The 26,796-nt window shown below is 71.9% G+C and carries 25 protein-coding genes and 2 riboswitches; of the genes, 11 read left to right on the top strand and 14 right to left on the bottom strand.

Features of this window, described 5'->3' with window-relative positions; genetic code table 11:
• Positions 1-245: 245 nt before the first annotated feature.
• From B5D66_RS12255 to fbaA, 8 genes are all read right to left on the bottom strand, one after another.
• Complete coding sequence (locus tag B5D66_RS12255) at positions 246-1,154, bottom strand: phosphoribosylaminoimidazolesuccinocarboxamide synthase (RefSeq protein WP_078761833.1); 909 nt, start codon at positions 1,152-1,154, stop codon at positions 246-248.
• Positions 1,155-1,201: 47 nt separating this feature from the next.
• Entirely contained in the window at positions 1,202-1,837 is a 636-nt protein-coding gene (locus tag B5D66_RS25735; protein ID WP_078761832.1) for a hypothetical protein, read from the bottom strand.
• Positions 1,837-3,144, bottom strand: a complete 1,308-nt coding sequence (gene purB / locus B5D66_RS12245; protein WP_078761831.1) for an adenylosuccinate lyase — start codon at positions 3,142-3,144, stop codon at positions 1,837-1,839. The genes B5D66_RS25735 and purB overlap by 1 nt, the downstream gene beginning before the upstream one ends.
• Before the next feature lie 76 nt (positions 3,145-3,220).
• Positions 3,221-3,481 (bottom strand): hypothetical protein, encoded by a 261-nt coding sequence (locus tag B5D66_RS12240; protein ID WP_078761830.1) that lies wholly within the window; start codon positions 3,479-3,481, stop codon positions 3,221-3,223.
• Between the two features lie 87 nt (positions 3,482-3,568).
• A complete protein-coding gene (gene purD / locus B5D66_RS12235; RefSeq protein WP_078761829.1) occupies positions 3,569-4,819 on the bottom strand; it encodes a phosphoribosylamine--glycine ligase in 1,251 nt (416 codons plus the stop codon).
• 123 nt (positions 4,820-4,942) lie between these two features.
• The gene (locus B5D66_RS12230; protein ID WP_078761828.1) at positions 4,943-6,226 is read right to left on the bottom strand and encodes an adenylosuccinate synthase; all 1,284 of its coding nucleotides are present in this window, start codon (positions 6,224-6,226) and stop codon (positions 4,943-4,945) included.
• A 175-nt stretch (positions 6,227-6,401) separates the two neighbouring features.
• Positions 6,402-6,815 (bottom strand): DUF3151 domain-containing protein, encoded by a 414-nt coding sequence (locus tag B5D66_RS12225; protein WP_078761827.1) that lies wholly within the window; start codon positions 6,813-6,815, stop codon positions 6,402-6,404.
• A gap of 84 nt (positions 6,816-6,899) precedes the next feature.
• Positions 6,900-7,922: a class II fructose-bisphosphate aldolase gene (gene fbaA / locus B5D66_RS12220; protein ID WP_078761826.1), complete on the bottom strand. Its 1,023-nt coding sequence runs from the start codon at positions 7,920-7,922 to the stop codon at positions 6,900-6,902.
• 356 nt (positions 7,923-8,278) lie between these two features.
• Between fbaA and B5D66_RS12215 the strand changes: the two genes are divergently transcribed.
• Complete coding sequence (locus tag B5D66_RS12215; RefSeq protein ID WP_078762060.1) at positions 8,279-8,665, top strand: RodZ domain-containing protein; 387 nt, start codon at positions 8,279-8,281, stop codon at positions 8,663-8,665.
• Here the strand turns inward: B5D66_RS12215 and pyrE are convergent.
• Positions 8,662-9,207 (bottom strand): orotate phosphoribosyltransferase, encoded by a 546-nt coding sequence (pyrE, locus tag B5D66_RS12210; RefSeq protein WP_078761825.1) that lies wholly within the window; start codon positions 9,205-9,207, stop codon positions 8,662-8,664. The two genes, B5D66_RS12215 and pyrE, sit on opposite strands and share 4 nt — an antisense overlap.
• Before the next feature lie 56 nt (positions 9,208-9,263).
• On the opposite strand from pyrE, the gene cutA reads away from it, so the two are divergent.
• From cutA to B5D66_RS12185, 5 genes are all read left to right on the top strand, one after another.
• Positions 9,264-9,608, top strand: a complete 345-nt coding sequence (gene cutA / locus B5D66_RS12205) for a divalent-cation tolerance protein CutA (protein ID WP_078761824.1) — start codon at positions 9,264-9,266, stop codon at positions 9,606-9,608.
• Entirely contained in the window at positions 9,605-10,201 is a 597-nt protein-coding gene (locus B5D66_RS12200) for a hypothetical protein (protein ID WP_078761823.1), read from the top strand. The genes cutA and B5D66_RS12200 overlap by 4 nt, the downstream gene beginning before the upstream one ends.
• Positions 10,202-10,874: 673 nt before the next feature.
• Positions 10,875-11,537 (top strand): hypothetical protein, encoded by a 663-nt coding sequence (locus tag B5D66_RS12195; protein ID WP_078761822.1) that lies wholly within the window; start codon positions 10,875-10,877, stop codon positions 11,535-11,537.
• Between the two features lie 229 nt (positions 11,538-11,766).
• Positions 11,767-13,389 (top strand): NYN domain-containing protein, encoded by a 1,623-nt coding sequence (locus B5D66_RS12190; protein WP_078761821.1) that lies wholly within the window; start codon positions 11,767-11,769, stop codon positions 13,387-13,389.
• A 31-nt stretch (positions 13,390-13,420) separates the two neighbouring features.
• Positions 13,421-13,975: a hypothetical protein gene (locus B5D66_RS12185; RefSeq protein ID WP_200813626.1), complete on the top strand. Its 555-nt coding sequence runs from the start codon at positions 13,421-13,423 to the stop codon at positions 13,973-13,975.
• Positions 13,976-14,034: 59 nt separating this feature from the next.
• Here B5D66_RS12185 and B5D66_RS12180 read toward each other — a convergent pair whose 3' ends face one another.
• Together B5D66_RS12180 and B5D66_RS12175 are read right to left on the bottom strand one after the other, a co-directional pair.
• Positions 14,035-14,376 carry a DUF5713 family protein gene (locus B5D66_RS12180; protein ID WP_078761820.1) on the bottom strand — a complete coding sequence of 114 codons (342 nt, stop codon included), beginning with the start codon at positions 14,374-14,376 and terminating at the stop codon, positions 14,035-14,037.
• A 252-nt stretch (positions 14,377-14,628) separates the two neighbouring features.
• Positions 14,629-16,902 (bottom strand): ATP-binding cassette domain-containing protein, encoded by a 2,274-nt coding sequence (locus B5D66_RS12175; RefSeq protein WP_235000953.1) that lies wholly within the window; start codon positions 16,900-16,902, stop codon positions 14,629-14,631.
• A 62-nt stretch (positions 16,903-16,964) separates the two neighbouring features.
• On the opposite strand from B5D66_RS12175, the gene B5D66_RS12170 reads away from it, so the two are divergent.
• The 3 genes from B5D66_RS12170 (at position 16,965) to B5D66_RS12155 (ending at position 22,283) form a co-directional block, all read left to right on the top strand.
• Positions 16,965-17,966, top strand: a complete 1,002-nt coding sequence (locus B5D66_RS12170) for a helix-turn-helix transcriptional regulator (protein WP_078761818.1) — start codon at positions 16,965-16,967, stop codon at positions 17,964-17,966.
• A 356-nt stretch (positions 17,967-18,322) separates the two neighbouring features.
• Positions 18,323-18,540, top strand: a riboswitch (cobalamin riboswitch).
• Positions 18,541-18,676: 136 nt separating this feature from the next.
• Positions 18,677-21,139, top strand: coding sequence for a ribonucleoside-diphosphate reductase subunit alpha (locus B5D66_RS12160; protein ID WP_078761816.1), 2,463 nt, complete (start codon positions 18,677-18,679; stop codon positions 21,137-21,139).
• Positions 21,140-21,209: 70 nt separating this feature from the next.
• Positions 21,210-22,283, top strand: coding sequence for a ribonucleotide-diphosphate reductase subunit beta (locus B5D66_RS12155; protein WP_078761815.1), 1,074 nt, complete (start codon positions 21,210-21,212; stop codon positions 22,281-22,283).
• A 77-nt stretch (positions 22,284-22,360) separates the two neighbouring features.
• Here B5D66_RS12155 and B5D66_RS12150 read toward each other — a convergent pair whose 3' ends face one another.
• From B5D66_RS12150 to B5D66_RS12140, 3 genes are all read right to left on the bottom strand, one after another.
• Positions 22,361-23,152 (bottom strand): heme ABC transporter ATP-binding protein, encoded by a 792-nt coding sequence (locus B5D66_RS12150; protein ID WP_078762058.1) that lies wholly within the window; start codon positions 23,150-23,152, stop codon positions 22,361-22,363.
• Positions 23,153-23,222: 70 nt separating this feature from the next.
• Positions 23,223-24,323, bottom strand: coding sequence for a FecCD family ABC transporter permease (locus tag B5D66_RS12145; protein ID WP_078762057.1), 1,101 nt, complete (start codon positions 24,321-24,323; stop codon positions 23,223-23,225).
• 14 nt (positions 24,324-24,337) lie between these two features.
• Positions 24,338-25,336: an ABC transporter substrate-binding protein gene (locus B5D66_RS12140; protein WP_078761814.1), complete on the bottom strand. Its 999-nt coding sequence runs from the start codon at positions 25,334-25,336 to the stop codon at positions 24,338-24,340.
• Positions 25,337-25,424: 88 nt separating this feature from the next.
• Positions 25,425-25,608, bottom strand: a riboswitch (cobalamin riboswitch).
• A gap of 118 nt (positions 25,609-25,726) precedes the next feature.
• On the opposite strand from B5D66_RS12140, the gene B5D66_RS25065 reads away from it, so the two are divergent.
• Positions 25,727-26,299 carry a putative glycolipid-binding domain-containing protein gene (locus tag B5D66_RS25065; protein ID WP_144390099.1) on the top strand — a complete coding sequence of 191 codons (573 nt, stop codon included), beginning with the start codon at positions 25,727-25,729 and terminating at the stop codon, positions 26,297-26,299.
• Positions 26,296-26,691 carry a VOC family protein gene (locus B5D66_RS12135; RefSeq protein WP_144390098.1) on the top strand — a complete coding sequence of 132 codons (396 nt, stop codon included), beginning with the start codon at positions 26,296-26,298 and terminating at the stop codon, positions 26,689-26,691. The genes B5D66_RS25065 and B5D66_RS12135 overlap by 4 nt, the downstream gene beginning before the upstream one ends.
• Positions 26,692-26,796 lie beyond the last annotated feature (105 nt).

Below are 26,796 nucleotides of genomic sequence, written 5' to 3'. Positions count from 1 at the left end.
CGAGAATGGGCTCAACCGGTGGCCATCTGGCGATGACTCTATAGCAACGTACTTCGTACGCCTGATCATCCCGCAACGAATCACCGGTTACCCGGGAAAACGCGCCATATGCAACCAAGGCAGATCGCCCGCCGGCGAATGCGGACGGTCCTACGCGCAAGAGGGGATCACGGCCCCATGCGACCGAACGGACCGGTTACCACTGTAAGTGCTGGGCGCGCTCCCTGGGGCCATCGTGGCCGGGATCACCCGGCGTCGACGGAGCGTCCGGTGAGACGCTCGAAGGCGGTGACGTAGGTGGCGCGCGTGTGTTCGACCACCTCCGCCGGCAGCGGCGGCGGCGGGGTGTCGGCGGCACGATCCCATCCCGAGGCCGGCGAGGTCAACCAGTCGCGGATGTACTGCTTGTCGTAGGAGGGCTGGGGACGGCCGGGGACCCAGGAGTCCGCCGGCCAGAACCGCGACGAGTCGGGGGTGAGGACCTCGTCGGCCAGGACCAGCCCGCCCTCGTCGTCACGGCCGAACTCGAACTTGGTGTCGGCGAGGATGATGCCGCGCTCCTCGGCGATCTCGCGGCCCCGCGTGTAGATGGCCAGGGTGAGCCGGCGCAGCTCGGCCGCCAGCTCCTCGCCGTGGCGGGCCGCAACGGCCTCGTAGGAGACGTTCTCGTCGTGCTCGCCGACCTCGGCCTTTGTCGCCGGTGTGAAGATCGGCTCCTCCAGGCGTGACCCGTCGACCAGGCCCCCGGGCAGTTCGACACCGCAGACCGTGCCGTCGACGCGGTACTCGGCCAGGCCCGAACCGGTGAGGTAGCCGCGTGCCACGCACTCCACCGGCACCATGTCCAGGGCGCGGCAGACCAGCGTGCGGCCGGCCCAGTCGGAGGGGGCGCCCGGCGGCGGCGTGTCCGAGAGCACGTGGCAGGGCACCAGGTCGGCCAGGCGCTCGAACCACCACAGCGACATCTGGGTGAGGATCCGTCCCTTGCCGGGGATCTCCGTGGGCAGCACCCAGTCGTAGGCGGAGACGCGGTCGCTGGCGACCATGACGAGGTCGCCGCTCTCCGTCCGGTAGAGGTCGCGGACCTTGCCGGTGTGCAGGTGGGTCAACCCGGGGACCTCGACGGGGACGGGCTTTTCGACGAAACCGTTCATGGTGTGCTCGCTGTGCTCTCAGATGCGTAAGGACGGGACGAGGCCGCTCAGCGACCCCGCCGAGGAGGCGGGGGCGGACCGGGCGGCCAGTGGCCGGGAGGCTGAGGCCGCGGGCCGAAACGGCCATCGTGGCCGGACGGCCCCGGAGGGTGCGGCGGTCCAACAGGCCGGGTGGGACCACCGAGCTCCGCCAGCGCCTCGCCCGGCGGCGGCAGGAGACGGCGGACGCTGTCGCGGATGTAGCCCATGGCGGCCAGACCGAGCAGCCGCGTCCCGGTCCAGGTGTGCACCGTCCCCGTCGAGAGGTCGACCAGCACCGGGCGCAGCATCGTGCCGAACCCGACCGCGGTCTTCGCCGAGGCGGCGGCCTGCGCCGGGGGATCCGAGTGGACGGCGACGACCGCCGCGATCGTGCACGCGCCCTCCAGGAGGCCGACCCCGCCGCCCACCACCGCGCGGGTGTGGGCGGCGGCGTGCCCGCAGAAGTCGCGCAGCATCGGCGCGGTCGCGACCTCGGCCCTGGTCACCGCCAGGCACAGGGTGACCGGGGACAGGGCGACGGTGTCGGAGAGCAGCCCGACCAGGGCCGTGCCGGGGCCGAGCCGCTGCTCCTCGGTGACCCTGGCGCGCGCGGCGTACAGGCGTCGCCGGACGACCTCGGTGTACTGGTCGGGCCGCATCATCAGGACAGGTTCTTCAGCCGGTCGAAGACGCCGCCGAGCCGTTCGACGAAGCGCTCGGGGCGGCACACCTCGTCCAGCCGGGCCTCGTCCAGTTCGATGTCGCGGGAGGCGGCCTCCTCGCGCAGCGTCTCGCGGAAGGGGGTGCCGTTCTCCCACGTCCGCATCGCCGCGGTCTGCACCAGCGCGTAGACGTCCTCGCGCGACAACCCGCCCTCGATGAGCTCGGAGACGACCGTGGAGGAGTAGATGAGGCCGTGCGTGGAGTCGAGGTTGGCGCGCATCCGCTCGGCGTCCACGACCAGGCCGGTGACCAGCCGGTTGGTCAGGTGCAGCAGGTAGTCGGTGGCGATGGCCGCGTCGGGCAGCGCGATGCGCTCGGTGGAGGAGTGGGAGATGTCACGCTCGTGCCACAGCGGGATGCCCTCCATGACCGGCACGATCTGGGCGCGGACGATGCGGGCCATCCCCGCGACGCGCTCCGACATGATCGGGTTCTTCTTGTGGGGCATGGCGCTGGAGCCCTTCTGCCCCTTGCCGAACGGCTCCCACAGTTCGCGGACCTCGGTGCGCTGGCCGTGGCGGACCTCCAGCGCGATCGCCTCGCACACGGTCGCGATGATCGCGAGCGCCGACACCCATTCGGAGATGCCGTCGCGGATGACCACCTGGGTGGAGACGTCGGCGCGGCGCAGCCCCAGCCGCTCGGCGACGTAGGACTCGACCGCGGGGTCGATGTTGGAGTAGGTGCCGACCGGTCCGGAGATCGCCATCACGCCGACCGACTCGCGGGCGCGGCGCAGCCGGTCGCGGGAGCGCGCCATGGCGAAGGCGAAGTCGGCGACGCGGTGGCCCCACACGTCGGGCTCGCCGTGGATGCCGTGGGTGCGGCCCACCCGTAGGGTCTCCTGGTGCTCCAGCGCGTGGTCGCGCAGCGTGGCGACGAGCGTGTCGGCCTTGGCCAGCAGGATGTCGGTCGCCTCGACCAGTTGGGCGGCGAGCGCGGTGTCGAGCAGGTCGGAGGAGGTCATGCCGAAGTGGACCCACTTGGCCGCCTCGCGCGGCTCGGTGTTGTCGGCCCAGGCCGTCAGGAAGGCGATGACGTCGTGCTGGGTGACGGCCTCGATCTCGGCGACCCGCTCGGGGGTGGGCGGCGGCGCCTGGCGGACCGGCTCCACGGAGTCGGCCGGGATCGTCCCCGCCGCCGCGTGTGCCTCCATCACCAGGGTCTCGACCCGGCACCAGAGTTCGTACTTGTGGGCGTCGCTGAAGACGCGGCCGATTTCGGGGAGGGTGTAGCGCTCGATCACGGGACCATTTTGGCAGGTGTCCGCCACGCGGGGGCAGGCGGTGCGCGGTTGCGCGGGGAGACGGCCCGGCGGGATCTCAACGGGGGAGGGGGACGGTCGGGGCGCTGTCGGGCGCGGCCTCACCACCCGCGGGCGCGGCGGTCCCTCCCACCACGGGCGGGGCCACATCCGCGGCGCCGGGCAGGGCGCGCACCGACAGCGCGCCCTGCCCGACCACCCGGACCGCGACCCGGTCGCCGGGCCGCAGGTGTGCCTGGGCCAGGACCTTCTCGGGAAAGAGGATCGAGCCGTCGTCGGTGACGTAGGCCTCTTCGGCGCGGGACGCGATATCTTCCATGCCGCCTCCCTGCCCGCGAAAAAGCACATCTTTCCCGACAGGGAGGACGAACTTCGCGGACGCCGAGAAACCCGACGTCCGGCAGTGTCACGTGTTCCGGGCAGCGGCCTCGGCGATGTCGCTACGGTGGTGCGCCCCCCGCAACCCGATCTCGGCGACGGCGGCGTAGGCGCGTTCGCGGGCCGCCTCCAGATCCTCGCCCGTGCCCACGACGCTGAGCACCCGGCCGCCCGAGGCGACGATCCTGCCGTCAGCGTCCCGGGAGGTCCCGGCGTGCAGCACGTAGGCGCCCTCGACCGCGTTCGCGGCGTCCAGGCCGGTGATGACGTCGCCCTTCGCCGGCGTCCCCGGGTAGCCCTCGGCCGCGACCACCACGGTCACCGCCGCGCCCGGGTGCCAACGCAGCTCCGGCAGCGCCCCCAGCCCACCGGTGTCGGTGGCCAGCAGCAGCGATCCCAGCGGCGTGGCCAGCCGGTCCAGCACGACCTGGGTCTCGGGGTCGCCGAAACGCGCGTTGAACTCCACCACCCGCGGACCCCGCGAGGTCAGCGCCAGGCCGACGTAGAGCAGCCCCTGGTAGGGCGTGCCGCGCCGGGCCATCTCGGCCAGGGTGGGGCGCACCACGGCGGCCATGACCTGCGCGACCAGATCCTCCGGAGCCCACGGCAACGGCGTGTAGGCGCCCATCCCGCCCGTGTTGGGGCCCTCGTCGCCGTCCAGGGCGCGCTTGAAGTCCTGCGCGGGCAGCAGGGGGACCGCGTCGACGCCGTCGCACAGCACGAACAGCGACACCTCGGGGCCGTCGAGGTACTCCTCGATGACCACCCGGTCACAGGCGCGGGCGTGCCGCAGGGCCGTTTCGAGATCGTCGGTGACCACGACGCCCTTACCCGCGGCCAGCCCGTCGTCCTTCACCACGTGGGGCGCGCCGAACTCCTTCAGCGCCTCGGCGGCCTCGGCCTCGGTGACGCAGACCCTGGCGCGCGCGGTGGGCACGCCGGCGGCCTCCATGACCTCCTTGGCGAACGCCTTGGAGCCTTCCAGCCGGGCCGCCTCGCGGCCCGGGCCGAACACCGGGATGCCACGCGCGCGCAGTTCGTCGGCGACGCCCGCGACGAGCGGCGCCTCGGGGCCGATGACGACGAGCCCGGCGCCGACGCGCTCGGCGAGATCGGCCACGGCCCCGCCGTCGGCGGGGTCGACGGGGTGCAGCTCCGCCAGGTCGGCGATGCCCGGGTTGCCGGGCGCGCAGTGCACGGCGGTCACGTCGGGGTCGAGCGACAGGGCGCGGACGAGGGCGTGCTCGCGGCCGCCACCACCGAGGACGAGGGTTATCACAGGAGGAACCCCAGGGGGTGTGAGGAAACGGACGGGACGTCCCCACGGCGATCCCGCGACGGAGTTCCCCCAGTGGCCGGGAGAGGGCCCCGACGTCGAGACCAACGTGGGGAAGCGGACGGGTCAGACGAGGGAGCGCAGCTCCAGGGTCTGGTCACGGCCCGGGCCGACGCCGATCGCCGAGATCGGCGCGCCGGACATCTCCTCCAGCGCGCGGACGTAGGCCTGGGCGTTCTTGGGGAGCTCCTCGAAGGCGCGGACGTGGGTGATGTCCTCGTTCCAGCCGTCGAAGTACTCGTAGATCGGCGTGGCGTGGTGGAAGTCGGTCTGGGTCATCGGGATCTCGTCGTGGCGCACGCCGTCGACGTCGTAGGCCACGCACACCGGGATGCGGTCCAGGCCCGACAGCACGTCGAGCTTGGTGAGGAAGAAGTCCGTGATGCCGTTGACCCGCGTGGCGTAGCGCGCGATCGGGGCGTCGAACCAGCCGCAGCGGCGGTTGCGACCCGTGGTCACCCCGTACTCGTGGCCCTGGCGGCGCAGCCACTCGCCCGACTCGTCCAGGAGCTCGGTCGGGAACGGCCCCGATCCGACCCGGGTGGTGTAGGCCTTGAGGATGCCCACGACCTTGGTGATGCGGGTCGGGCCGATACCCGAACCGGCGCACGCGCCGCCCGCGGTGGGCGAGGAGGAGGTCACGAACGGGTAGGTGCCGTGGTCGATGTCCAGCAGCGTGCCCTGCGACCCCTCGAGGTAGACCGTCTTGCCCTCGTCCAGGGCCTTGTTGAGGATCAGGGAGGTGTCGGCCACGTAGGGGCGCAGCTGTTCGGCGTAGCCCAGGTACTCGTCGAGGATCTGCTCCAGCTCCAGACCGCGACGGTTGTAGACCTTGGTCAGGATCTGGTTCTTGTCGTTGAGCGCCAGCTCCAGCTTCTTGCGCAGGATCTTGGCGTCGAACATGTCCTGGACCCGCACGCCCGCGCGGGAGATCTTGTCGGCGTAGGTCGGGCCGATGCCGCGCCCGGTGGTGCCGATGCGGCCCTTGCCCAGGAAGCGCTCGCTGACCTTGTCCAAGGCCCGGTGGTAGGGCATGATCAGGTGCGCGTTCGCCGAGATCAGCAGCCGTTCGGTGGAGACACCGCGCTCCTGGAGGCCGCGCAGCTCCTCGAACAGCACGGCCGGGTCGATGACGACGCCGTTGGCGATGACCGGGACGACGTCGGGGGAGAGGATGCCCGACGGCAGCAGGTGCAACGCGTACTTCTGGTCGCCGATGACGACGGTGTGGCCGGCGTTGTTGCCGCCCTGATAGCGCACGACGTAGTCAACGCGGTTGCCGACCAGGTCGGTGGCCTTGCCCTTCCCCTCGTCCCCCCACTGGGCCCCAACGAGCGTGATCGCCGGCATCCGCGTCTACCTCTTCAATCTCTGTCCGACCGAGGACCATGGCACGGTGTCCCTGCACATGCCTGAGCCCCTGGCGCAAGAAAACGACAGGGGCTCTTGCATATCGAGGGTACACGACCCTCAACGGGACGTTAAGGGCGTCACCGGGCTCCCCGCCCGGGGGAGGCGTCCCAGCTCAGGAGGACAGCGCCGCGGCGGCCTCGGCGCTGCTGTCCCGCAGGAACGTGGAGCAGCGCTCGGCCTCGTCGGTCTCGCCGATCTCGGCCGCGGCGCGGCCGAGGGCGTGCAGCGAGCGCAGGAAACCGCGGTTGGCCTCGTGCTCCCAGGGGATGGGGCCGTGCCCCTTCCAACCGGAGCGCCGCAACTGGTCCAGCCCCCGGTGGTAGCCGGTGCGGGCGTAGGCGTAGGCGGCGACGGGGTCGCCGGCGGCGAGCGCCCGCTCGGCGAGCGTGGCCCACGCGGCGGAGTAGGCGGGGAAGCGGGCCGCGACCTCGGCCGGGTCGCCGGCGGCGAGAGCGGCGCGGGCCTCCTCGTTCTCGGGCAGACGGGTCGCCGGGGGCTCCCCCAGCAGGTTCTGTGACAGGTCCATGCCCCCATCCTGCCAGCGCGCGGGCGCCTTCCGCGGCAGCCGAGGGGCCTCCGGCCGCGGCCGGAGGCCCTGACAGGCGCGTGGCTACTTCATCTTGTTGCCCGCGGACTTCAGCTGCTGCGCGGCCTCGACGACGCGCGCCGCCATGCCGGCCTCGGCGGCCTTGCCGTAGGAGCGCGGGTCGTAGACCTTCTTGTTGCCGACCTCGCCGTCGATCTTGAGCACGCCGTCGTAGTTCTTCATGACGTGGTCGACGATCGGACGGGTGAAGGCGTACTGCGTGTCGGTGTCGATGTTCATCTTGACCACGCCGTACTCGATCGCCGCGTGGATCTCCTCCAGGGTCGACCCCGAGCCGCCGTGGAAGACCAGGTCGAACGGCTTGTCCTTGCCGTACTGGGCGCCGACGGCGTCCTGGATCTCCTTCAGCACCTCCGGGCGCAGCTTGACGTGGCCGGGCTTGTAGACGCCGTGCACGTTGCCGAAGGTCAGGGCCGCCATGTAGTAGCCCTTCTCGCCCAGGCCGAGGACCTCGGCGGTGCGCAGGCCGTCGCCCGGCGTGGTGTAGAGCTTCTCGTTGATCTCGCCGACGATGCCGTCCTCCTCGCCGCCGACGACGCCGACCTCGATCTCCAGGATGGTGCGGGCCTCCTTGGAGGCGGCCAGCAGCTCTTCGGCGATCTGGAGGTTCTCCTCCAGCTCGACGGCGGAACCGTCCCACATGTGCGACTGGAACAGCGGCTCCTGGCCCCTGGCCACGCGCTCCTTGGAGATCTCCAGCAGCGGACGGACGAAGCCGTCGAGCTTGTTCTTCGGGCAGTGGTCGGTGTGCAGGGCGATGTTGACCGGGTACTTGTCGGCCACGATGCGGGCGTACTCGGCGAACGCCACCGAGCCGGTGACCATGTCCTTGACGGTCGCGCCGGACAGGAACTCCGCGCCACCGGTGGAGACCTGGATGATGCCGTCGCTCTCGGCCTCGGCGAAGCCGCGCAGGGCGGCGTGCAGCGTCTGGCTGGAGGTCACGTTGATCGCGGGGTAGGCGAAGCCCTGCGACTTCGCGCGGCCCAGCATCTCGGTGTAGACCTCTGGGGTGGCGATGGGCATGGTGATGACTCCCTGCTCTGGCCTTGGAGTTGTCGATGAGAACGGCTCCGGGGGCTCCCGGGGCCGGGTCGTGCACGGGATGTCCCGTCGGGTTTCCGGTGCAAGTATCGCGAACACCGGGTGCCCACGAAAGGTCTAGACCAAAAAGCCGGAAATGACCTCTCGGATCCATCGTGCCGAACCGCGTCCCGCCGAGGGGAGCGGCGCACGGTGGGTACCACCGCTGACGCGCTGCGTGACCGGCCGTGGGGGGCGGCGGCGAGAGTGCCCCCGCCCGTCGAACCCCCCGGGTGATACACGCTACATTCAGCACCGTGGGACGACATCGCAATGATCCTCGGGGCGTTGGCCAAATGCTGGCCATCGTCGGAGCGGTCGTGCTGTTGATCATCCTGGTGGTCCTGGGCGGGTACTTCTTCTACCGTTCCCTACCCGGAACCGGCGACGTCGTGGTCCCCGAGGGATCCGCGGCGCTGGCCGAGCCGCAGGACGAGATCACCGACAAGAAGGTGCTCTACATCCGGGTCGTCGGAGAATCCAGCGACGTGCTCGTCAGGATCCCCGGCGGGGAGGTCATCACCGACACGACCATGCAACAGGGCCAGTACGCCACCTATGACCAACCGCGCCTGGACGTCACCATCGGCGATCCAGACGCGGTCGAGGTCCACGTCAACGGCAGGCCCAAGGACATCAGCGGTGAGGGTCCGGACTACGCCTTCACCGTGGAACAGGAGGGTTAGCGGCCTTCCCCGACGTCCAGATCGGACAATTCAAACGCGGCGCGGTACTCCAGTCCCTCGCCGGCGACCTTGGCGCGCGCGCCTCGGTCCACGATGACGGCGACGCCGACGACATGGGCGCCGGCCTCGCGCAACGCCTCCACGGCGGTCAGCACCGATCCCCCAGTGGTCGAGGTGTCCTCGACCGCCAGCACCCGGCATCCCTTGACGTCGGGTCCCTCGATACGCCGTTGCAGACCGTGCGCCTTACCGGCCTTGCGCACCACGAAAGCGTCCAGCCGCCGTCCGCGGGCGGACGCCGCGTGCAGCATCGCGGTGGCCACCGGGTCGGCGCCCAGCGTCAGGCCGCCCACGGCGTCGTAGTCGAGGTCCGCCGTGGTGTCCAGCATCACGCGGCCCACCAGCGGAGCGCTCTGGCCGTCCAGCGTCACCCGGCGCAGATCGACGTAGTAATCGGCCTCGATGCCCGAGGACAGGGTGACCTTGCCGTGCACCACGGCCTTATCGTTGATGTGTCGGAGGAGATCCTCGCGGTCGCTCATGTCCCATGAGCCTAGGACGTGCGGATCACTGCCCTGAGCAGCGGAGGAGGCGCGACATGACGGATCCTCGGTCCGCGGCCGGACACGTGCGGGTCGAGACCACGGTCGACGACCGGGCCGCGGCCGAACGGCTGGCCCGCGCGGTGGTCGAGGCCCGCCTCGTCGCGTGCGCCCAGGTCGGCGGCCCCATCACGAGTTTCTACCGCTGGGAGGGGGAGGTCCAGGCGGACCAGGAGTGGACGGTCGTCATGAAGACCACCGCCGCCCGCCTCGACGAGCTCACCGCCCGCCTCCTCGACCTCCACCCCTATGACGAACCCGAGGTCGTGGCGGTCCCCGTCACCGGTGGATCCGCCGGCTACCTCGCCTGGGTGAGCGCCGAGACCGGCCCGAAGACGTGACCCCGTTCTCCGTCGTCCTGCTCCACGACCCGTTGCGCGGGCCGGCCGATTGGGGCGCCCTGCCCGCCGACCTCGCCGAGGAGGGGATCGAGGTGGTGGTCCCCGAGGTCGTCGTGGGCGACACCGCCCCCTACGCCGCGCGCTACGTCGCCGGGGCGGCCCTGGAGATCCGCCGAGCGGCTCCCTCGGCCCCGCTCCTGCTCGTCGGCGAGGGCGGGGCCGCACCGCTGCTGCCGGGGGTCGCCGCGGCCCAGCGCGCCGCGCACCGCCGCGTCGCCGGATACGTCCTCGCCGACGGACCGCTCCCGCAACCGGGCACGCCCACGCGGGCCGCCCTCGCCGCCGCGCAGCTGCCCCACGTCCACCACACCGGCCCGCCGCCGCCCCCGGGATACGACACCGAGCCGCTCCCCGTGACGGCCGACTGGCCGGACGCGCCCTGCGGCTACCTCCTCTCCGACCCCGGATACGCCGGTTGCGCCCGGCTGGCCCGCCTGCGCGGTTGGCCCGTCGTCGAGTCCCCGTCCGGTCCCGGTTCCCCGGCCGGCGCGCTGCTGGGGCTCGCGGCCGATCTGCTCGCCAGGGATCGCTGAACCTGCTTCGCCTCAGGAGGGCTCGGCCGCGTGGATGTCGTCGCGTCGCTCCATGGCCGCGCGGGCGGGACAAGCCGGACGATGGGCCGCTCGCCGCTCCAGCGGTGAAGGAGCACGCCGAAGCCGCGCGGAACCGATCGCCGGCGATGACCGGCGTGGTCCCCAGGCCCGCCGCGGCCGGCGATACCCGCCGCGGTCGCCGGGCACGCTGCCGGGACATCGCCGGAGCCGGCCGACCGGGCACGGCGGCGCTTCGGCCCGCGGCGCTGCGGCTGGGCGGCGCCGTTGCGGGAACCGCTGGCCGGCGCCACCGCGAGCGGGATTCCCCGGGTGGCGACGAGGGCGAGGTGCCTGCCACCGGCCCGTGTCGGGCGGCCCGGATGCGGGAGGGGCGATCACCGCCCGGGACGGGTCCGGCCGCCCCGCCATGCCCCGGGGACGGCAGCGGTCCCACCGGTGACCACGGCTCCCCACCACGGTTCTCAAAGACGCACCCGCCCCTTCCCCGCAGCAGAGCCGACGGGCATCCAGACCGACAGGCACACCGCCGAGACTCCCGCCCGGCCCTCTTAGCGCGGCCTTAACGTCGGCGCAGCGCACCGCTAGCACGCGACACGCGAGTCTGTGACATGTCGGCGCAAGCGCGCCGCGACACAGACGAGAGGGGCACCACATGGCCGCCAATGGATTCGGACGCACCCCCCTGCTGCTCGCGGGAACCGCGGCGGTCGGGCTGATCGCCCTGGGCGGTGCCGGACTGGCCTTCGCCTCCGGCCTGGGCGCCGACGCGCCGGCGGAGGCCCGCGGCGACGGACAGCACGTGGAGGCGGCGTCCTCCACGCCCGACATCGAACCCGCCCGGTCCGCGGGCGGCGAGTCGAGCGGCCCGGCCGAACCGGCCGGCGGCTCCGAGGAGACGATCCTCGACCTGGCCCGCGTCCTGAACCTGGCCGAGGAGGCCGTCCCCGACGGTGTCGTCCACGACGTGGAACGCGGGGGCGCCGGGTGGGAGATCGACGTCGTCGTCCTCGACGAGGAGCGCGAGTACGAACTGTGCGTGGACCGGAGCGGCGCGGTCAGCACGGAGCGGGAGGGTCGCGCCGATGACGAGGACATGCGGGCCGCGCAGGCCGGGGTCGGTCTGGTGGAGGCCGCGCAGGCGGCCGAGCGTGAACTCGGCGGCACCGTCACCAGCGTGCAGTTCGAGGCAGCCGAGCGTGACGACGACGATGACGACGCCGAAGAGCGGATCGCCCGCTGGGAGGTCGAGGTCGACGATGACCGCGAGATCGGCGTGAGCGCCGAGGACGGTGCGATCCTGCACACCGACGACTGAGCGGCCCGGACCCGGGCAGTGGGCGTTTGCGCGGGTCACCGCCCTGCCCCGAAACGACCCGGCTCCAGGACCGTATCCCCTTCCCCGATCCCAGGTGTGCGGCCCGGCACACAAAACGTCACAGACTTGGTTAGGCTGTGGCCCGGCCTGTCTTTGGCCGAGTACCGATCTTCGGGTGAACCCGGCCACCGACCCGGGCAACCGAACACAAGGGAAGGGGCGGTGTCGCGTGGATCGCTGCGCGTTGTTCGTTGACGCCGGCTACCTCCTGGCCGACGGCGCGATGGCCGTGCACGGAACCCGCAACCGCGATTCCGTGTCCTGGGACTATGCGGGACTCGTACAGCTCCTCAACGAGGTCGCGCGTGACCGCACGGGGCTTCCGGTGCTGCGCTGCTACTGGTACGAGGCGACCCCCGAGGGACGCCGCAACCAGGAGCAGGACGGCATCGCCGACATTCCCGGTGTCAAGTTCCGAGCCGCGCGCATCCGTCCGGGCAGACGGGAGGGCGTCGAGAGCTATGTCCAACGGGATCTGATCACGCTCGCCGGAACCGGGAGGCTGTGCGACGCCGTCCTGGTCGGCGGGGACGAGGACATGGCGCAGGTCGTGGCCGACGTCCAGGACCTCGGCGTGCGGGTCACCGTCATCCACGTCTCCGTCGAGGGGAACTGGACGATCTCGCGGGCGTTGCGCCGCGAGTGCGACGACCTGATCGAGATCGGGGCCGGTCACCTGCGTCCCTACGTCAACCTGCTCGCCGGGAGCGGAAACGGCGAGGAGGCGGCGCCCGCGTCGCACTCCCCGTTGAGCAACGGGCGTTCGCGCTCGGCCGAGCGCGAGGTCAACCGCCGGCCGGTCTCCGCGCACGCGGGGGCCGCACGGGTGGAGCCCGCCCCCTCCGGCCTGGACGCGGTCTTCGCCGGCACCGGAGCCCAGCAGGCGCCGTCCGGTAGCGCGATGGAGCAGTTGCGCGCGATGCGGCAGAGCATCGCCCAGCAGCGCGGCGGCGACCATCTCGCCCCCCAGGGCTCCAGCGGCATGGAACCTCGGGGAGGCGCCGCCGCGGGGGTCGACGCCGACGGATTCCCCACGGGCGGGCACACGCCACCGCCGGCGCAGCCGGCCACCGGGGCGCACACGAGCATGGCGCACTCCTCCGCCTCCACGGGGCCCAACCCGAGTCACGCGGTGCCACCGCAGACCGGGGCCCACCCGGGCATGCGCGGGATGCAGCAGGGCGGGTACGGCACGCCGCCGCAGGGGCAGCCGCAACAGCACCCCACGGGAGCCCACCGCAATCCGGTGATGGGGGGTTCGCCCTACGAACGCGAGGCGCCACCGACACGCGGGGCCCCGCCGGGGCCCGATCCACGGTACGGGCCCGCCACAGGGGAGAATCCGGGATTCGGAGGTAATACCGGACCAAACCCTACTTTTGGGGCCAGTACGGGAACTGATCCCGCGTTCAGGAGCATCCCCGGAGCCGGACAGGACTCCGGGACCGCTACTGGCCCCCGCCCCGCCGACCGTGTCCACCACGGTCCCCACACCGACCCGGTCCCCCGGCCGGGGCACCATGTCCTGCCGCGGTCGCCGGCACGGACCGTCGAGGAGGCCGTCGCCATCGCGCGGAAAGAGGGCGACGGCTTCGCCGAATCCATCGCGCGTGACGCGCCGGCCCTCTGGCGGGAGGCCGTGCTGGCACGCAAGCCGCGCATGCCCTCCGACCTGGAGGCGCGGCTGCTCCAGGGTTCGGTGCTGCCGATCGACTACCTGCTGCGTGACGAGGTCCGCCACGCACTGCGGCAGGGCTTCTGGGAGGCCCTCGAACGTTCGCACGCACAGTAGATCGCCGGCGGCAAGCACAGGGAGGTGGCAAGTGACCCGGGTGACGACGGCAGACCTCGATCGGTTGGAATTCCGGGCCGTGCAGTCCGGCGACCACGCCGAGGTCGCGAGGGAGCTGGCCGACCTGGCCAACCAAGTCGACGCCGACAGCGAGATCTGTCGCGCCGAGCTGTTCGTCCGCGCCGGTGAGCAGTGGGAGATGGCCCAGGAGTTCGAACTGGCCGTGGCCATCTACCAGCGCGCCATCGACGACGGGGGCGTCACCATCATCGACGCCCGCGCGTTGCAGTGCGGCGCCCTTCTCGAACTCGACCGTGTCGAGGAGGCCCGGACCCAGCTCGACCGGCTCCGCGCCGAGGGACCCCGCAACCTCCCCACCTACATCCACATCGCCGAGACCCTACAGGCGCACGACGACCTCACCGGAGCCCACGAGTGGGCCACCCTCGGGGTGGAGCGCTTCCGCCACCAGGACGTCTCGCCCTACATGCACGACCTCCTGCTGGAGCTGTTGCGCATCCGCTTCCGGATCCGCATGGACCTCGGCTTCACCGAGGACGACCTCGACCGGCTGCTCGACGGCTAGCGCCTGTCGCGAAAACGGATGGCCCTGACCGGCGGCCCGATCCCGTTGCCGGACGCCGCTCACCAGTCCCGGGTGGCGATCAGCTCCTCGACGTCGGCGTCCGGGAACCCGTAGCCGGACGCGACGAACCAGAAGCCCTCAGCGATCTCCTCCCGCGCAACCGTCTCGATCTCGCTCCCGGCCGCCTCGAACTCCGCCTCCAGGAGGTTGAACTCCTCCGTCGCGGCCTGGGTGAGCGCGTACAGGGCCGCCAGATCCGACGGCCGCTCAGCCTCGATCCGCTCGCACAGCCGCAGCAGGACCATCCGGCCCTTGTCGACGACGTGATCGGGGAAGTAGGAGTCCGCGTACAGCTGTCGCAGAAAAGCGTGCCCCGCCACCTGCGGATTGGTGATCGGCATAGTGTCCCGTCCCCTTGGAAGAACCGACGGGCCGATCATGCCCGGCGCCGCTGACAACGAGCCGCACCTGAGGGCCGAACCGGCGGTGACCGGCGTTTTCGCACCAGGCCCTGGCGGCACGGCCGCGCGGACCGGCGGCGCCGGCACGTCACGGGCCGGCGCGGGGACCGCTCTGCCCGGGAGCGATCCCACCTGCTCGGCCCGAACGACGGTCCCCGGTCCGGCGCCGGGCGGAACGCGCCCCGACGAGGCTCAGCCGAACGCCCGGCCCCGCAACGCCGCCCCGGTCAACGAGCCCTCCTCCCGGGCGAGCTCGTCGGGGGTGCCCTCGAAGATCACCCGGCCGCCGTGCCGGCCCGGACCGGGACCGAGATCGATCACCCGGTCGGCGTGCCAGATGACGTCGAGGTCGTGCTCCACGACGACCACGCCGGCACCGGAGTCGACCAGGTTGTCCAGGACGCGCAACAGGGTCGCGGTGTCGGACGGGTGCAGCCCGGTCGTCGGCTCGTCCAGGACGTAAAGGGCGGCGGGCCGCGCGTCGCCGGCGAGTTCCCGGGCGATCTTGAGACGCTGGCACTCACCGCCCGAAAGGGTGCCGAGCGGCTGGCCCAGGCGGAGATAGCCCAGCCCGACGGTACGCAGCACGTCCAGCGTCCGCACGACCGCCTCGTCGCCGAGGCGCTCCACCGCCTCGGCGACGGTGAGGTCGTCGACGTCGGCGATGCTGAGCCCGCCGACGGTATGCGCCAGCGCCTCAGGGGAGAAACGCCGCCCCTGGCACGCCTCGCAGGTGACCTCCTGGCCGTCCATGAAGGCCAGGTCCGTGTAGATGACCCCCAGCCCGCCACACGGGGCACAGCCTCCCTCGGAGTTGGCGCTGAACAACTTCACACCGACCCCGTTGGCCCGGGCGAAGAGCCGGCGGATCGCCGGAGCGATGCCGGTGTAGGTCATCGGGGTCGATCGGCGACCGGTGGACACCGGACGTTGGTCGATGACCACGGCGTCGTGCCGCTCCACGAGCTCCGCGGCGAGGCTGGACTTGCCCGAACCGGCGACACCGGTCAACACGGTGAGGACACCGGTGGGGATGTCCACGGTGACGTCGCGCAGGTTGTTGCGGGACGCCCCGCGGACCGTCAGAGCCCCCGTGGGCCGGCGCCGCGGCGGCGCGGACGCCGAGCGCGCCCGCACCACGCGGCCGGTGGGCGTGTCGGCCCGACGAAGCTCCTCCCAGGGGCCCTGGAAGACGACGTTCCCGCCGGCGTCGCCGGCGCCCGGACCGATCTCGACGATCTGGTCCGCCACCCGCATCACGGCGGGATCGTGCTCGACCACCAGCACCGTGTTGCCCTTGTCCCGCAACCGCAGCAACAGGTCGATCATGGACGTGACGTCGTGGGAGTGCAGGCCGACGGTGGGCTCGTCGAACACGTACACCATCTCGGCGAGGCTGCTGCCCAGGTGGCGGACGGTCTTGATCCTCTGGGACTCGCCGCCCGACAGCGTCGTGGTGGCCCGGGACAGGGACAGATAGCCCAGGCCGATCCGTGTCATCGCGTCCAGGCGCTCCCGCAGCGCCTCCACCACCGGGGCGACATCGGGCCGCGTGACGCCGGCGACCAGCGCGGCGAGGTCGGCGACCTCCATACGCGTCATCTCGCCGATCGTGCGGCCCAGGACGGTCGCCGTCCTGGGCGCCTCGGCGAGCCGCTCACCCCGGCACTCCGGGCAGACCTCGCGCCGGGTGAAGCGCGCCAGCACCTCCTGTTTGCGCTGGGACAGGTCGTCCGAGGTGCGCAGGTAGATCCGCTCGAACCGTTCGACGACCCCCTCGTAGTCCTTCGGTGGCCGCGTGCCGAGCCGCGCCGCGGCCTCGCCGCCGTACAGCAGCGCCCGCCGTTGCTCCGCGCTCCACTCGCGGAGCGGCGTGGTCGGCTCGAAGGAACCGATGTCGGCGTACTGGGAGTACCAATAGCCGCCCCTGCCGAAACCGGGCAGCAGGATCGCCCCCTCCTCCAGGGACCGGTCGAGGTCGAGGAACCGGTCGACGGCGCTGACCACCGTCTCCCCCAGCCCCGAGCAGGTCGGACACATCCCCGCCGGGTCGTTGAACGAGAAGTGGTTCGACTCGCCCACGTGGGGCTCGCTCACCCGCGAGAACAACAGGCGCAGGTAGGTGTAGGCGTCGGTGATCGTTCCCACCGTGGAACGCGCGTTGCCCCCGATACGGCGCTGGTCGATCACCACGACCGGGGACAGACCGTCGATGTGGTCCACCTCCGGCCGACGCCATTTGGGCAGCCGGTTGCGGACGAACGGCGGATAGGTCTCGTTCAACTGGTGGCCGGCCTCGGCCGCGATGGTGTCGAACACCAGCGAGGACTTCCCCGACCCGGACACCCCCGCGAACACGACCACGGCGTTGCGGGGGACGTCGATGTCGACGCCCTTGAGGTTGTTCGTCCTGGCGCGCCTGATCCGGATCATCCGCTGCGCGCCGTCCTGCCGTCGCATCTGCATGGCCATGACGCTAGGAACAGATGTGGCCGGATCCTGACCGCGAAACCGGCGATGATGGGGGCATGGCCGATGTCACCCGCCGGATGCTCGACCTGCTCGCCACCCTCCAGAGCGGGCGCGGCTTCTCCGGCGACGAGCTCGCCCGTCGACTGGAGGTGAGCCCCCGCACCCTGCGCCGCGACGTGGAACGCCTGCGCGCCTACGGATACCCCGTCACCACGCGCCCGGGCCCCGGCGGCTGCTACCGACTCGGCGCGGGCCGCGCCCTCCCGCCCCTGGTCCTCGACGACGACGAGGCGGTCGCCACCCTGGTCGGACTGGCGATCGTCGCGGCCACCACGCCGCCCGACGCCCCCGGCGGGCTCGACGGCGCCGCGCAGCGCGCCTACGGCATGATCGACCAGCTCCTGCCCCGCTCGCTGCGGCCGAAGGCGCGGGCCCTGCGGGCGACCCTCGAAGCGGCACCCCAGTCCGGCCCGTCCGCCGACCCCCGGACGCTCGTCCTGCTCGCCGGCGCCGCCCACCACCACGAGGTCGTCACCTTCGACTACGAGGACAGGAACGGGGTCGGCACGCACCGCCGCGTCGAACCCCACCGCCAGGTGGTGCGCCACCTGCGCTGGTACCTGTTCGGCTGGGACCTCGACAGGGACGATTGGCGTGTCTACCGGGTGGACCGCATCGGCGGCGTGCGCGGCACCGGGACGTCCTTCACCCCCCGTCCCCTCCCCGCCGACTCGGTGGAGGACTACCTGCGCACCGCCATGCGCCCCGACCGGCGGCGCGTGGTCCTCACCGTCGACGCGCCCGCCACGGCCGTCGCCGACGTCTTCACCTGGGAGGACTGCGCGATCGAACCCCTCGGGGCGGCCACCAGCCGGCTCACGACCTGGATCCACTCACCCGAGTGGCTCCTGCTCAAGCTCGCCTTCCTCGACGCCGACTTCACCGTCCACGAGCCGCAGGACCTTCACGCCTGGTGCGCGCGGTTCGCCCGGAGGGTCCTGGAGGCGGTGTCCGGTCCTTCCCCCGAACCGTCCAGCAGTCCGCGGCCGAGCAGGTAGGCGTCCCACAGGTCGGTGCCGCGATGGTCCACACGCGCGATGTCGGCGAGGTGGTGGTCGGCGTTGACGGCGACCGTGCGCGCCAGGTGCCCGAACAGGGGGCCGTCCGACAGCGAGCCGCCACAGGCCACGCACCGCTCCCGCGCGATCCCCTCGCGTGCGCACCTCCTCGACGGTCGCCTGGCGGCGGAGAGGCGCCCTCAGAGCGGTCCGTCTCGTCGGTCCACTGTTCCACCCGCCGGGGCCGCCTTCGCGGAGTGCTCGGGGGGCCACGGTCCGTTCCGCCTACCAGATCGGTGAACCAACGGTGGCGCGCCGATATCTTGCGGCTGTCGCGACCTGTCGCCACCAGATGTAGTATCTCTCCCGCTGATGGTTCACCCGGTGCATTCCCCGGGTGAGGCAAGAGGGAACCCGGTGGGAATCCGGGACTGCCCCGCAGCGGTGAACGGGAACGGAAGCCGTCAACACGCACTGGGTGCCACACGCCTGGGAAGCGACGGCCGGTAGGCCGGGCCGGAGGAATCCGCCCACGCCCGTGAGTCCGAAGACCTGCCATCGGCGTGCGCGCGTGCGCGCACGGAACGGGGCCTCGAGGGAGGGCCGCCGCGCGAACCAGGGACGGACATGGGCTGACATGTGCCCACTCCCGGACGTGTGCCCTCCTGCTCAGGACCCGGCCGGTTACCGTCTACCTGGTTGGAGTCACCATGTCCCTCGGCACCGAGGTCGCGCCGTCAGCGGGAGGAACCGCCGACCCCATGGAACGGGTCCGGATGGTGGTCGGTGAGGCCTGCGCCGGACTCGCCGGCGTCTCGGCGGAGACGGTCCTCGCGGAGGCGCGGCGCAACCTCTACCCCGGCATCACCCCCGCCGAGCTGGAACTCGCCCTGGTCATGGCGGCCAGGACCTTCGTCGAGGTCGACCCCGGCTACTCCTACGTCAGCGCCCGGCTGCTGCTGGACAAGCTCCGCCGCGAGGCGCTGGGATTCCTGGCCGGCGGGTTCGACGAGGCGGGCCAGGCGGAGATGGCCGCCCGCTACCCGGCCTACCTCAAGGACTACATCGCCCGCGGGATCGAGCTGGACCAGCTCGCCCCCGAACTGGCCGACTTCGACCTGGACCGGCTCGGCGCGGCGCTGCGCCCCGAACGTGACCTCCAGTTCACCTTCCTCGGTCTCCAGACCCTCTACGACCGTTACTTCCTGCACAGCGGCGGCGTCCGCTACGAGCTGCCGCAGGCGTTCTTCATGCGCGTGGCGATGGGCCTGGCGCTGCGCGAGGACGACCGCGACGCCCGGGCGATCGAGTTCTACGACCTGCTGTCGTCGTTCGACTTCATGTGCTCCACGCCGACGCTGTTCAACTCCGGCACCCGCCGCCCCCAGCTCTCGTCCTGCTTCCTCACCACGATCGGCGACGACCTCCAGGCGATCTTCCACGGCATCTCCAACAACGCGATGCTGTCGAAGTACTCCGGTGGCCTGGGCAACGACTGGACCCCGGTGCGCGGCATGGGCGCCCACATCAGGGGCACCAACGGCAACAGCCAGGGTGTCGTGCCGTTCCTGAAGATCGCCAACGACACGGCGGTGGCGGTCAACCAAGGGGGCAAACGGAAGGGGGCCGTCTGCGCCTACCTGGAGACCTGGCACATCGACATCGAGGAGTTCCTCGACCTGCGCAAGAACACCGGTGACGACCGGCGCCGCACCCACGACATGAACACCGCCAACTGGGTGCCCGACCTGTTCCTCCAGCGGGTCGAGGCCGGCGCCGAGTGGACCCTGTTCTCCCCCGACGAGGTGCCCGACCTGCACGACCTGTACGGGCCGGAGTTCGCCGAGCGCTACGTCGCCTACGAGCGGGCCGCCGACGCCGGCGAGATCCGGGTGTGGCGCCGGGTGCGCGCCGTCGACCTGTGGCGGCGCATGCTGACGATGCTGTTCGAGACCGGCCACCCGTGGATCACCTTCAAGGACCCGTGCAACCTGCGCTCCCCGCAGCAGCACGTGGGCGTGGTGCACTCCTCCAACCTGTGCACCGAGATCACCCTGAACACCAGCGCCGACGAGGTGGCCGTGTGCAACCTCGGCTCGGTGAACCTGGCCGCCCACGTCGGCCCGGACGGGTTGGACGCCGACCGGCTGCGCCGTACCGTGCGCACCGCCGTGCGGATGCTCGACAACGTCATCGACGTGAACTTCTACACGATCCCCGAGGCCGAGCGCGCCAACATGCGCCACCGCCCGGTCGGCCTGGGGCTCATGGGCTTCCAGGACGCGCTGTTCGAACTCCGGCTGCCGATGAGCTCGCGCGGCGCCGTGGAGTTCGCCGACGAGAGCATGGAGCTCATCTCCTACCACGCGATCGAGGCGTCCAGCGACCTCGCCGCCGAGCGCGGCTCCTACGCCACGTTCGACGGGTCGCTGTGGAGCCGGGGCGTGCTGCCGATCGACTCGCTGCGGCTGCTCGCCGAGGCGCGCGGCGGCGACCTCGACGTCGACACCACCGAGCGGCTCGACTGGGACGCCCTGCGCGCCAAGGTGCGCTCCCAGGGGATGCGCAACTCCAACGTGCTGGCGATCGCGCCGACCGCGACCATCGCCAACATCACCGGGGTCGGCCAGTCGATCGAACCGATCTACCGCAACCTGTACGTGAAGTCCAACATGTCGGGCGACTTCACCGTCATCAACCCCTACCTGGTCCGCGACCTGAAGGAGCGCGGGCTGTGGGACGAGGAGATGGTGACCGAGCTGAAACTGCACGACGGCAGCCTCGGCGAGATCGCGCGCATCCCGGTCGACCTGAAGGAGCTGTACGCGACCGCGTTCGAGATCGAGCCGTCGTGGCTGGTCGACGCGGGGGCGCGGCGCCAGAAGTGGATCGACCAGGCGCAGTCGCTGAACCTCTACATGGCGGCGCCCAGCGGCCGCAAGCTCGACGAGCTGTACCGGCGGGCCTGGCGGTCCGGGTTGAAGACCACCTACTACCTGCGCTCGCAGAGCGCGACCCACGTGGAGAAGAGCACCCTGCGCGGCACCGACGGCCGGCTCAACGCGGTCGCGGCGACGCCGCCGGCCGCCGCGCCCTCCCCGGCGCCGGCCCCCGCCCCCGTCACGGGCGCGGTCTGCTCCATCGACGACCCCGAGTGCGAGGCGTGCCAGTAGCGGCGCCCCCCCGGCCGGGGCGGCGCCCCGCCCCGGCCCCGCTCACCCGACCTCCTGAGAGAACGACGAGATGACCACCGTTTCGGAGAACGACACCACCGGCCTCGGTGAGATCCAGCGCGACGCCGGCAGGGTCGACGTCGGCGACAAGGCCATGATCAACGCCCGCGCCGACGTCAACCAGCTCCTGCCGCTGAAGTACCACTGGGCGTGGGAGAAGTACCTGGCCGGCTGCAACAACCACTGGATGCCCACCGAGGTGGCGATGCAGGCCGACATCGCCCTGTGGAGGTCGCCCGACGGCCTCACCGACGACGAGCGGCTGATGCTCAAGCGCAACCTCGGCTTCTTCGCCACGGCGGAGTCGCTGGTCGCCAACAACATCGTGCTCGCGGTCTACCGCCACCTCACCAATCCCGAGTGCCGCCAGTACCTGCTGCGCCAGGCGTTCGAGGAGGCCGTGCACACCCACACCTTCCAGTACATCTGCGAGAGCCTCGGCCTGGACGAGGGCGAGCTGTTCAACATGTACCGGGAGATCCCCTCGATCACCGAGAAGGACGCCTGGGCGCTGAGGTACACGCGCAACCTGGAGGACCCCGACTTCGCGACGGGCACGCCAGAGGCCGACCAGGCGTTCCTGCGCGACCTCGTCGCCTTCTACGTGGTGTTCGAGGGGATGTGGTTCTACACCGGCTTCGCGCAGGTGCTGTCGCTGGGGCGGCGCAACAAGATGGTGGGCATCGCCGAGCAGTACCAGTACATCCTGCGTGACGAGAGCATCCACCTGAACTTCGGGATCGACGTCATCAACCAGATCAAGATCGAGAACCCGCACCTGTGGAGCGAGGAGTTCCAGGCCGAGGTGCGTTCGATGCTGGCGGAGGCGTGCGAGCTGGAGATCGCCTACGGCCGCGAGACGATGCCGCGCGGCATCCTGGGGCTCAACAGCGGGCTGTGCGAGCAGTACATGCGCTTCATCACCGACCGGCGGGCCGAGCAGATCGGCCTGGCGCCGATCTTCGGCGAGACCGAGAACCCGTTCCCGTGGATGTCGGAGATGATGGACCTCAAGAAGGAGAAGAACTTCTTCGAGACCCGCGTGATCGAGTACCAGACAGGGGGCGGCCTGGACTGGGACTGACCTGTCGATCCGCGTAGGGGGCGGCCCGGCCGGCGTGTGAGGCGCCGGCCGGGCCTCCTCGTGTCCGACGGGCGGGCTCAGCGTGGTGGGAGCAGCACGACGTTGGGGGCGCCGGTCAGCGGATGGAGGGTGACGTCGGCCTGGACCCGGTACACCTCGGCGAGCAGGTCGGGGGTGAGCACGGCCGCGGGCGTGCCGGCGGCCACGACCCGGCCGTGGTCCACGACGTAGAGCCGGTCGCAGAACAGCGCGGCCAGGTTCAGGTCGTGCAGCACGGCCAGCACGCTCGTGCCGAGCCGGCGCACGACGGCCAGCACGTCGAGCTGGTGCGCGATGTCGAGGTGGTTGGTCGGCTCGTCCAGGACCAGCAGGGCGGGTTCCTGGGCCAGCGCGCGGGCGAGCAGGACGCGCTGCCGTTCACCGCCCGACAGGGTCGGATAGGACCGGGCGGCCAGATGGGCGGCGCCGACGAGTTCCAGTGAGGTCATCACCAGGCGCCGGTCGTCGTCGTTGTCGGGGGAGAAGGCCCGCTTGTGCGGGGCGCGGCCCATCGCGACGACCTCGTCGACGGTCAGTTCGAAGTCCGCGCCGTTCTCCTGGAGGACGGCGGCCACACGCCGGGCCAGCGCCCGTTGCGACAGCGCCCACAGGTCCTCGCCGTCGATGCGGACACTCCCGGTCCGGGGCCGCAGGGTCCGGTGCACGGTGCGCAGCAGCGTGGACTTGCCGGCGCCGTTGGGGCCGATGACGCCGACGAACTCGCCGGGCGCGACGTCGAGATCGACGTCGCGCACCAGGTCGGTGCCCTCGACCCGGCAGCCGACCCCGCGCAGCGACAACGACGCGGGGTGGACGCCGTGGTGGCTCATGGTGTGGTCCTCCCGGGCGGAAGAGGGGAGTGGAAGGGGTGTCCACAGGCTGTGGACGGAGGAGGCGTCGTCACGGGCGGCCCCGCCGGCCACGCGACTCCCGGTGCATCAACCACAGGAAGAACGGGGCGCCGGACAACGCGGTGAGGATGCCCACCGGAAGTTCCTCGGGGCTGGCCAGGGTACGCGAGGCGAGGTCGGCCAGGACGAGGAACACCGCACCGAGCAGCGTCGCCACGGGCAGCGCCCGACGGTGGTCGGCGCCGACGAGCAGCCGGGCGATGTGCGGCATCATCAGGCCGACGAACCCGATCACCCCGCTCACCGCGACGATCACCCCGGTGACCAGCGCCGTCAACAGGAACATCTCGGTCCGGAACCGTCCCACGGCCAGCCCCATCGTCGTCGCCGCCTCCTCACCGGCCAGGAGCAGGTTGAGCGACCGCGTCCGCGCCGCCAGCGCCGCGAGCAGCAGCACCACCACCGCCGACGGCAGGGTCAGCGTCTGCCAGGTCGTGCCGCCCAGCCCGCCCAGTGTCCACCGGGTCACCGCGGTCGAGGCGTGCGGGTCGCCCGAGGTCATGATCAGCAGGCTCGACGCCGACAGGAACACCTGCCCGACCACGACCCCCGAGAGCACCAGCCGGGTGGAACCCGTCCGGCCGCCCGTCCGCGCCAGCAGGTACACGGTGACCAGCGCGACCAGCGCCCCCAGGAACGCCGACAACGGCAGCGAGTACACGCCGAACAGCCCCACCCCCGACACCACGACCAGCACCGCGCCCAACGTCGCCCCCGAGGACACCCCCAGCAGGGAGGGGTCGGCCAGGGGGTTGCGCACCAGCGCCTGGAGCACCATCCCCACCAGGGCCAGCCCCGCGCCGGCGACCACCCCGAGCAGGACGCGCGGCAGCCGGGAGGAGAGCACGATCCGCTCGTGCGTCGCCGGCCACGACACCTCCACCCACCCGGGCACCACCCGGTGGAGCATGATCCCCCAGGTGTCGGCGGGGGAGACCGCGACCGATCCCACGGCGATCCCCGCGGTCACCGCCGCCACCAGCCCCGCCACCAGCAGCGGCAGGACCACGGCCACGCTCAGCCGGCCACCGCCGCGGCGGACCGGCGCCGCGCTTCCCGCCGCCCGCCGTGCCGGCCGCCCGATCCGCATCCGCGCGCGCACGCTCAGAACACGCCCGGATGGAGCTGTTCGGCGATGTCGGCGACCGCGTCGCCGACCCGGATCCCCACCAGGGCCGAGGTCAGGGGCAGCACCGCGAACCGTTCCCGCTCCACCGCCGGCGTGCCGGCCAGCAGGGGGTCGGCGAGCACGGCCGCCCGCTTGTCCTCGATGCCGGTGGAGCCGTAGTCGTAGAACAGGATCGCCTCGGGTGCGCGTTCGGCGGCCTGTTCGATGGACACGTCCGCGAAGGTGTCGTCCACGTCGTCGAAGACGTTGCGTCCGCCGGCGCGGGCGATCAGGTCGCTGCCGATGCCGCTGCCGCCCGAGGTGAACACGGTCGCCCCGATGGAGTCCACGACGAGCACGTCGACGGGGTCGACGCCCTCCAGCGCCGCCTCGGTGCGCGCGAGCTCGTCGTTCATCTCCGAGATGAGCTCTTCGCCGCGCTCCTCCACCCCGAAGATCGCGGCGACGTTGCGGATCTCCTCCTCCACCGTGCCCACCGTCACCTCGTCGACGCACTGCTCGATGTTCTGGTAGGTGAGGATGCCCGCGTCGGCCAGCGCGGCCCTGCCGCGCCCCTGGGTCTCGTCGAACGCGCTGGCGAAGCCGCCGTAGACGAAGTCGGGTTCGGCCGCCAGCAGGTCCTCGAACGACGGGTACTCGTCGGCCAGCACCGGGACCTTCTCGTAGGCGTCGCGGTACTCCGGCACGATCTCGTCGTCGAGGAACGCGGTGCCCACGAGCCGGTCCTCCAGGCCCAGCGCCAGCATCACCTCGGTGACGTGCTGGTTCATGGTGACGACCCGTTCGGGCGGCGCCGTCACGCTCACTTCGACGCCGCAGTTGTCCAGGGTGAGCGGGCGGCCCTCGGCGGATCCGGTCGCCGGGTCGGCGGCAGGCTCGGCGGGGCCGGCGCCGCAGCCGGCCACCAGGGCGGCGCAGGCCAGGGCGGCCGGGAGCGCGAACGCGCGCGGCCGGCGGGGGAAGGGGAGGTGCACGTCAGGGTCCTCTCGCGGGATCCGGGCACGGCGCGAGAAGGAACCGGAGGCGGGCCGCCGGGCACGTCTCGCGGGGATCCGCGCCCGCGTGGACGAAGCAGCGACGGCCCAGTCTCCTGACTCGCGGATCAACGCCTCACCCGGCCTTCCGGTGCGGGGCACCGTGGCGCGCGGGGGGTTCGGCTCCCCGATCACAGTGGCGGGACCGTGCCGGACTCGCACCGGCTTCCTGGTTTCCGTCGCCTGCACATGCTAACGCCGCACCCCTCGGGCGGCCGGTGCGAGGGGCAGGGGCGTCCGCGCCGCGGTGGGCGTCCGGGGTGCGATTTGTGCCCATACGGTGACACCGGGTATGGCGCGGCGACACGGAGAAGGGGTAGAACGGTCGGCATGTCCGTCACGTACCGTCTGCCCGCCGCCTGGACGCGCATCGACGTCCCCGAGGGGACGGGGGTGGGGGCGCTCGTCGCCGAGCCCGCCGGGTTCCGGCTGGAGGGCAGCGAGGTCATCGCCGACCGGCGCGAACACTTCGGCTGCCGGTTCACCGTGCGCGCCGACCTCGCCTGGGTGACCCGCGAGGTCGAGGTGGAGGTGCTGACGGAACGGGGCGCCGAACGGATCACGCTGACCGGGGGTGGCGGGCAGTGGACCGTCAACGGACGCAGGGAGCCCCGCCTGGACGGCTGCCTGGACGTCGACGTCGCGGCGACCCCGCTCACCAACACGCTGCCGATCCGCAGGCTGGGGCTCGAACCGGGCGAATCACGTGACATCGCGGTGGCCTGGATCGACGTCCCGGGCCTCAAGATCCACCGCATGGCCCAGCGCTACACGAGGCTGGCGCCCTTCGGCGGTGTCGACCGCTACGAGTACCGAGGACCCGTCGAGGAACGCTACGAGCTGACGGTGGACGCCGATGGGCTCGTCATCGACTACGACCGGTTCGCCCGCAGGATCCGGTGAACGGCGCGCTGCACCACGTCGAGTTGTGGGTGGCCGACCTGGAACGGGCGGCCACGAGCTGGGGGTGGCTGCTGGGCGAACTGGGCTGGGAGCCCTTCCAGGCGTGGCCGGCCGGACGGAGCCGGCGGCTGGGGGCCACCTACCTGGTCATGGAACGCTCCCCGGCGCTGTCCGCGCGGACCCACGACCGGCACCGTCCCGGGCTCAACCACCTGGCGTTCCACGTCTCCTCGGCGGCCGGGGTCGACGCCCTCGTCGCCGCCGCGCCGTCGCACGGCTGGTCCCCGCTCTTCGCCGACCGCTACCCCCACGCCGGCGGCGACCGCCACTACGCCGGCTACCTGGAGGACGCCGACGGGTTCGAGGTGGAACTGGTCGCCTCGCGGGCGTGAGCGCGGTGGCCCGGCCCCATGGGGAGCCGCCGGGCACGCGAGGTCCGGACGGAACGGGCGGGGACGTCGCCGGCGGGACCTCCACCCGACGCCACCCTCCCGCAT

Origin of the sequence: Marinactinospora thermotolerans DSM 45154, from assembly GCF_900167435.1 — a bacterium.
Lineage (GTDB): Bacteria > Actinomycetota > Actinomycetes > Streptosporangiales > Streptosporangiaceae > Marinactinospora > Marinactinospora thermotolerans.
This window is presented reverse-complemented; position numbering and strand designations above follow the sequence as displayed.